The 7,280-nt window shown below is 69.9% G+C and carries 6 protein-coding genes and 2 pseudogenes; 4 read left to right on the forward strand and 4 right to left on the reverse strand.

Annotation, left to right across the window (positions count from 1 at the left end):
- Window positions 1-965, reverse strand: a pseudogene (locus B9G38_RS12965) (kinase anchor protein); the annotation flags it as partial.
- A gap of 1 nt (window position 966) precedes the next feature.
- Window positions 967-3,037 (reverse strand): annotated as a pseudogene (locus B9G38_RS12970) (PrkA family serine protein kinase).
- Window positions 3,038-3,491: 454 nt separating this feature from the next.
- On the opposite strand from B9G38_RS12970, the gene B9G38_RS12975 reads away from it, so the two are divergent.
- Window positions 3,492-4,265 (forward strand): DUF1028 domain-containing protein, encoded by a 774-nt coding sequence (locus B9G38_RS12975; RefSeq protein ID WP_049932871.1) that lies wholly within the window; start codon window positions 3,492-3,494, stop codon window positions 4,263-4,265.
- Window positions 4,266-4,273: 8 nt separating this feature from the next.
- Here B9G38_RS12975 and B9G38_RS12980 read toward each other — a convergent pair whose 3' ends face one another.
- On the reverse strand, window positions 4,274-5,134 hold the full coding sequence (locus tag B9G38_RS12980; protein ID WP_086220629.1) for an endonuclease/exonuclease/phosphatase family protein: 861 nt from the start codon (window positions 5,132-5,134) through the stop codon (window positions 4,274-4,276).
- Between the two features lie 88 nt (window positions 5,135-5,222).
- Window positions 5,223-5,705: an RNA-binding protein gene (locus B9G38_RS12985; protein ID WP_086220630.1), complete on the reverse strand. Its 483-nt coding sequence runs from the start codon at window positions 5,703-5,705 to the stop codon at window positions 5,223-5,225.
- A gap of 145 nt (window positions 5,706-5,850) precedes the next feature.
- Here B9G38_RS12985 and B9G38_RS12990 point away from each other — a divergent pair, with 145 nt between their 5' ends.
- The 3 genes from B9G38_RS12990 to B9G38_RS13000 form a co-directional block, all read left to right on the forward strand.
- Complete coding sequence (locus tag B9G38_RS12990) at window positions 5,851-6,468, forward strand: 2Fe-2S iron-sulfur cluster-binding protein (protein WP_086220631.1); 618 nt, start codon at window positions 5,851-5,853, stop codon at window positions 6,466-6,468.
- A 105-nt stretch (window positions 6,469-6,573) separates the two neighbouring features.
- Window positions 6,574-6,912, forward strand: a complete 339-nt coding sequence (locus B9G38_RS12995) for a hypothetical protein (protein ID WP_049932867.1) — start codon at window positions 6,574-6,576, stop codon at window positions 6,910-6,912.
- A 111-nt stretch (window positions 6,913-7,023) separates the two neighbouring features.
- Window positions 7,024-7,280, forward strand: a 257-nt coding sequence (locus B9G38_RS13000; RefSeq protein WP_086220632.1) for a NifU family protein, incomplete at its 3' end; no start/stop codon positions are given.

Here is a 7,280-nt window from a genome sequence, read left to right on the forward strand (position 1 = left end):
GCGTCCTCGACGACGGTGGCGACCCCGTTCCCCTGCGAGAGGACGCCGTCGTAGCTGAACGCCTGCGGGTTCTTCCGGCCGCGCGAGTCGAGCTCGCGCAGCATGCCGCCCATCCACGAGCCGACGAGCCGCTCCTTCGCGGTCCCGTCGTCCTCGGCGTGGAGGACGCCGATACCGCTCCCCACGTCGACGACGTAGCTCGTCACGCGGAGGTGGTCGCGGTCGGTGATCGCCGAGAACAGGTCGCGGCGCCCGCGTTCGCGGTACGTCGACTCCAGGTGGTCGTACGCCTCGCGGCTGAACGGGTCGAGCGCCACGTCGGCGGCGATCGGGTACGCGTCGCCGTCGACCGCGTCGGCGATCGACTCCCGGACCGACTCGGGGAAGACGGACAGCGGGTGCGACTGGACCGGGCTGCGGTACCACTCCCCGGCGTCGCCGCCGTCGCCGTACGAGAGCGACGCGGCGCCGGCGCCGCCGCCGACGGCGCTCCCGGCGCCCGCGACGTTCCACTCGACGGTGTACCGTCTGCCGGCGTCCGTCTTCGAGAACGCGCGGAGCCCGCCGATCAGACACCGCTTGAACTCCGACTTCCCCGTCGCGGTGGGGCCGTCGATCCAGACTATCGTCTCGTCGTTCCCGCGCCCCGTCGCGGCCGCGCGGAGGTCGTCGACGAACGCGTTGAGCGCGCGGGTGTTTCCCAACACGGCGTGTTCGCCGTCGTTCGCCGGGTCGTCGAAGAACCGGTACCGGTCGAGCGTCTCGCCCCGCTCGCGGACCTCACGAGTGCCGTACGACTCGACGGCCGCGAGGACGTACCCCGCCCCGGAGGCCGCCGCGGTCGGGTCCTCCAACACGCGGTCGACGTAGGACTCGAGGCTCATCGGCGGGTCGTACGCCCCCCGAAGGGCGTCGTCGGCCGCGGCGACGAACCCCTCGCCGTCCGTTCGAGTGCGTTCGCTCATTTCAGCCGCCGTCCGCTATCTCCGAGCGCGCGACCGCCGCGCCCGCGTACTCTAACACCTCTGCGGCGCCGTCCTCGGAATATCCGCGGTCGACCAAGGCCGACCCAGGCGCTCCGGTCCTCGTCGTCGAGGTCGGTCGCGGACACCAGCGCCGAGAAGTTGATGTTATGCTTCTTGTCCTCCCACAGCTTCCGTTCGAGGGCGCGCCGGAGGCGGTCGTTCTCCTGCGGGTCGAAGCCGCGCCCCTCGCGGGCGCGCCGCGAGATCCAGTTCGACACCTCCTGTCTGAAGTCGTCCTTGCGGTCCGAGGGCACGTCGAGCTGTTCCTCGACCGCGCGCAGGAACGTCTCGTCCGGCTCGGTCTCGCGGCCGGTCAGCTCGTCGTCGACGGTGTCGTCGTCGATGTACGCCATCACGTGGTCCATGTACTTCTCTCCCTGCCGCCGGAGCTCGTCCACGTCGTACGCCAGCGCGTGGCGCACGTCCTCGATCGCGCGCTCGCGGTACTCCTCGCGGACGGTCTCTAAGAGGCGCTCGTAGCGGTCGAGGTCGTCGGCCGCGATCGAGCCGTGCCCGCCGAGGTTCGCCTCGAAGTGGTCGAAGACGGACAGCGGCGAGAGGTATCCGCGGTCGCGGTGGGTGGCGTCCATGATCGCCTCGGCGATCTCGTCGCCGACGAACCGCGCGGAGATCCCGTCCATCCCCTCGCCGACGTCGGCGGACTCGGCGGCGTCCTCCCGGAGCTTCCGCCGGTCGATCTCCTCGTCTTCGAGCTCGCCGTTGTACGCCTTCGCCTTCTCCAACAGGCTCACCGTCTCGTCGGTCGGCTCCTCCAACCGGGTGAGCACGCCGAAGAGGCCGGCCATCTCCAGCGCGTGCGGCTCGACGTGGACGTTGGGCACGTCGGCGTTTGCGAGCATCTTCCGGTAGATCTCCGCCTCGCTCTCGTACTCCAACACGTACGGGTAGTCGATCCGCTTGGTGCGGTCGTTGAACGCCTCCATCTTCTCGTCGCCGGTCTTCTCGCGGTACTCCGGCATGTTCGTCCGGCCGACGATCACCTGGTCGATGTCGATCCGCGGGTTGTTCTTCGGCTTGATCGTCGACTCCTGTGAGGCGTGGAGGAAGTCGTAGAGGAACTCCCGCTGGAGCTTCAACAGCTCCTCGCCGGAGAACAGCCCCCGGTTCGCGTTGCAGAACGCCCCGGCGTAGTCGAACGCGCGCGGGTCGGACTCGCCGTAGACGGCGAGCTTCGCGTAGTTGACGTCGCCGGTGAGCTCCGTCTCGTCCTGGTTCTTCTTGTCCTTCGGCTCGAACGTCTCGATACACTCCCGGCGGTTCTCGTCTGCGACGAGCCGGACGACCTCGACGTGCTCGTCGAGGACGCGCTGGAGGTCGTCGTCGTAGTGCGCGAGCAGCTCGTTCAGGTAGAACTCCGAGGCCGGGTCCGGGTGTTGGTCGTTCCGAAGCGTGTAGGGCGCGTCGAGCCGCTCGTTCAGGTCGTCGATCACCGCCTGCCGCTGCGGCTTCGGGAGGAGGACGAGGGGGTCCTGACTCATCGGGGAGCGGACCGTGTCGTCGTCGGGGTCTTGGTCGTCGATCACCGAACAGAGATCGACCCACCGGAAGGTGTACATCCGCCCCGCGTCCTCCCGGGTGTACGCCTCGAAGTAGCGGCGCACGAGCCAGTCGAAGTGCGACTTCCCAGAGCCGACCGGCCCCAACAGGAGCTTGATCCGCTTTTCGGGACCCAGTCCGCGGGCCCCGGACTTCACCTTGTTGACGAACTCGTGGATCGCCTCGTGGACCTCGCGGCCGTAGAAGACGTTCTCGCCGTCGTGGAGCGGGTCCTCGGCGGCGAGCGCGTACTCGGCGACGCCGCGCTCCTCGTCGTAGTGCGTCCCGTAGTGGTCGAACATGTCCGCGACGCGCTGGTGCGCGTTCCGCGCGATCCCGGGGTCGTCGTACAGCGCGTCGAGGTACCAGTCGAACGAGCGCGCCGCTCTGAGGTCGTCGGGAACCTCCGTCCGGTACTCCTCGCTGAGCCGTTCAAGCGTTTGTCGGTCTGCCATCGTATCACGTTCGCTCGGGGGGCGCGGCGGGGTCGCCGACGGTCGACGCGACGGCCGGAGCGGCCGCTCTTCGTGCGCATGTCAACAGCTCGTCGAGCCGCGAGCGGCGCGTCGTCGGGGCGCGCGTCGGTGTCGGTGGTCGCCTCGCCCGTATCCGAGGCTATATATGCGAGAGGGATTGCCACTGATAAGTATGTCGCCCGTTGACACGCATCACTCAGCGACCGGCGCCTGCGCCCTCACCGGATCCGACCGGTTCGCCGACGGTCCCTCGACCGGTTTTATCAGCGACCCGTGGGATCTACGGCGGCGGCGAGCGTCGGCTCTCTCGAATCCCTCGCGCGCGCCGGTTGGGCCCCGTTCGAGACGCGCGCTGTCCGCGCGCCCGTCGCTGAGAACCGGAACCATCGACCCCGGCACCCACCCTTTTGCGGGGCGCCGTCCCAGTACGCCTGTGACGTTCAGCATCTGCGTTCGCGAGCGGTACACCGACGAGGACGGCGACGACCAGACTCGGTTCGGCGTGGCGGTGACCACCCGCCTGCCGGGCGTCGGCACGCTGTGTCCCTTCGCCTCGGCCGACGGCGCGGTGGCGACCCAGTCGCTCGTCAACGTCGAACTGGGACGGAAGGGGATCGAGTACCTCGGCGACGGGCTCGCGGTCGACGACGCGCTGGAGGCGCTGTTGAACGCCGACGAGGGGAGCGCTCAGCGCCAGCTCCACGGCGTCGATGCCGACGGGACGTTCGCGTTCTCCGGCGACGAGTGTAACGGCTGGTACGGCCACCGGGAGGGAGAGAACTACACCGTCGCGGGCAACCTCCTGACGGGCGAGGACGTGGTCGAGGACACCGCGGCCGCCTACGAGTCCGACGCCCACGGCGACGCGCCCCTCGCCGAGCGGCTGATCGACGCCCTCGCCGCGGGCCACGCCGCGGGGGGCGACAAGCGCGAGGACCTCGAAGTCCAGTCCGCCGCGCTGCTCGTGTGTAACACGGAGGAGGAGACCGACGACCCGTACTACAACGACCTCCGGGTCGACGCGAGCGAGACGCCGGTGGCGGACCTCCGCGAGACGTACGAGACGGCCAAGCGCGGCTACGAGACCGTCTTGGAGAAGTACGCGGACGAGGAGACCGACGACGAGAGAGAAGCCGACGAGGCAACGGACGACGGTAGGGAGCCCGACGAGGCAACGGACGACGAGACGGAAACAGACGACGAGTAGAGGGCCCGCTACATCGACAGCCGCGCGAGGATCGGCAAGTGGTCGGAGGGGTACCGCCCGCGGTCGTCGCGGTCCGCGAGGGTCGCGAACGCCTCGACCGAAAGCTCTGGCGAGACGAGCGCGTGGTCGATCCGGCGGCCGTCGATGAGGCGGGCGAAGTCGGTGAGGCTCGTCTCCGGGCCGTGCCGGAGGTCGGCGGCAACGGCGGCGTCGCGAAGCGCGGGCGCGTCGTCGGTCGCCCCTCCGTCGACCGCTCCTCCGTCGACGGTCCCCCCGGTTCCGGCGTCGTCGCCGATGAGAATCCGGTGCGGCTCCGACCCGGGCGTACAGTTGAGGTCGCCGACGAGAACGACCGGGGCCGTCCCGTCGGCGTCGGCTTCGTCGCCCGTCGCGATCGCCGGGAGCCGCTCGCGCAGCAGGCGGGCGGACTCGCGCCGCGCCCGCGCGCTCACGTGGTCGAAGTGCGTGTTGACGACGCGGAGCGCGGCGTCGCCGTCGACGGCGCGCACTCGGGCCCACGTCGCGATCCGCGGGTGGGACGCGTCCCACCCGACCGACGGCGAGTCCGCGGTCTCGGAGAGCCAGAACGTCCCGCTCCGAGTGACTTCCCAGCGGTCGCCCCGGACGCCGATCGGGCACCCTTCGCCCTCGCCGTCGGTCGCGCGACCCCGGCCGACGAACTCGTACTCCGGGAGTCGCTCGCGGAGGTCGCGGCGCTGTCCGGGGAGCGGCTCCTGAAACGCGGCGATGTCGGGCCGGTGAAAGCGGACCAGGCGCGCGACGGCGTCTCGGCGGTCGTGCCAGGCGTCGTGGTGGTCGCCCCGATTGGCGTAGCGGACGTTGTAGCTCAGCACCCGGATCGCGGTCATTACGTCGGGGGTCGCGGGCGAGGCGATTAAAATGCGCGGAGCGCGGGATGTGTCGCGGAACGAATCGAGGCCGCCGCTCCCCGACCGCTCACACCGAGAACTCGTACAGGTCGTCGCCGACGTGGTGGATCGACTGGACGACCTTGCCGCTGTCGCCGACCATCGCGTCGCCGTCGACCAGCGCGCGCCCGACGGCCAGCACCTTCCCGTGGGTCTCCTCGGCGATCACGACGAGGTCTCCCTCGCGGATCGCCTCGTCGGCCTCGACGATGCCCGGTCGCATCACGTCCGCGCCGTCCGAGACGAAGGATATCGCGCCGGAGTCGACCGTGACGACGCCCGTCTCCGGATCGAAGTCGTTCGCGCCGCGGACGGTGAGGAACGGCTCGTCGTCGTCGACGTAGAAGACGGCGGGGTCGCCGTCGACTAAGACGAGCTCGTAGCCGGCGTCGACGAACTCGACGAACTCGAACGCCTCGCCGTCGATGTCGACCCCGAGGTGGTCGGCCACCGCCTCGCGGATCGCCGTGATCTCGTCGCTCCGGAGGTGGTGCCGCGATTTCATCTCCATGAGCGTTCGGTCGACCGCTCGGCCGATAACTGGACCGCTCCCCGCCTCGTCCGGGGGTCGCTCCGCGGCGGGCGCTCCGCGGCGACGGTCTCGTCCCGTTGGACCGATCAAAACGGTCTTAATCCACCTCTCCATATCCCCTCGTATGCTCAACCCACTGGCGATCGTGCTCGTGGCGATCGTGAATCCCCCCGCGATCGTCCTCGCGGCGGTCGCGACGCTTCTCGTCGTCCTCGTCACCTCGGTGAGGGGGACGGGGTGGGAACCCACGACCGATATCTCCGAGGAAGTGCTCGAACACCGCGCGTCCGCGGTCCCCGAGACCGAGTTCCCGGAGCCCGGAAACCGCGCGGTCGGCGGTGGCGGCGGCGGCGGCGGTGCCATCCCGGCGGGCGGCGCCGAGGGCGAGGGGGCCGAGCTCGAAGAGGGCGGCACCGCCAGCGCCGGCCCCGGCGACATCCCGGAGGACGAGGTGGAGTACTTCGAGGTCGAGTTCGTCAAGCAGGGCGAGACGGTCGAGCTCTCCAACGACGAGCCCATCCTCGAACAGGGCGAAGACGAGGGCTGGGACCTCCCGTACGCCTGCCGACAGGGCCAGTGCGTCTCCTGTGCCGGGCAGATCGCGGACGGCCCCTCCGAGGACTTCGTCGAGCACGACAACCAGCAGATGCTCGAAGAGGCCGAGATCGACGACGGCTACACGCTCACCTGCGTCGCGTACCCGCGCGACTCCTTCAGCATCGAGACCGGCGAGGCGCCGTAGGCCCGTTTCCTGGTCTCGACTCTCCCACCCGTTCTCGATTCCGCGCTCGTTCCCAGTCCTTCTCGCTCGCGACACCCTTTTTCGCGTCTCGGTCCAACGAGCCGTATGTCCGTCACCACGGCCCTCGTCGGGGGCGGCGGAGGCGTCGTCGTCGCGCTGATCGCTGCGGCCGTCTACCGCGACGCCGCGCGCGTCGGCGTCGACCTCGGCTCGCCGGCGGCGTGGGCCGCGCTCGTCGTCCTCACCGGCGGTGCGAGCCTCGTCACGCTACTCGCGGTTCCCGACGCGCCCCTACCCGGAGTCCTCGTGTTGACCGCGCTCGGGCCGCTGCTGTACGTGCTCGAACGCGACGACTCGCTGAACGGCGACGACCCGGCCGACCCCACGCGGCTCCCCAGCCAGTCCGGCGACGCGGCCGACTCGGGCGACGACGGGGAGCGATAGCGCGCTCGGCTGCCGCCGTTCCGTCTCATCGACGATGACACAGTTCCTTTCGACGCGCTCGGCTGCTCCTAAACCGCAACTTTCCATACCGTCGGCGATGTATTGGGGGTAATGAGCGACGAGAGCGACGAGAGCCTCGCGGACCGGGTCGAGCGGTGGATGGTCGGACAGATGCCGATCATCCAGATGCACGGCGGCACGAGCGTCGTGCGCGAGGCGAACCCCGAGACCGGCGAGGTCGTCGTCGAGCTCGGCGGCACCTGCTCCGGCTGCGGTATCTCGAACATCACCGCCGACAACATCCGCCGCGACCTCATCATGGACTTCGACGAGGTCGACAACGTGACGGTGCGGACCGCCTCCTCCGG

It is taken from the genome of Halorubrum sp. SD612, from assembly GCF_002135005.1.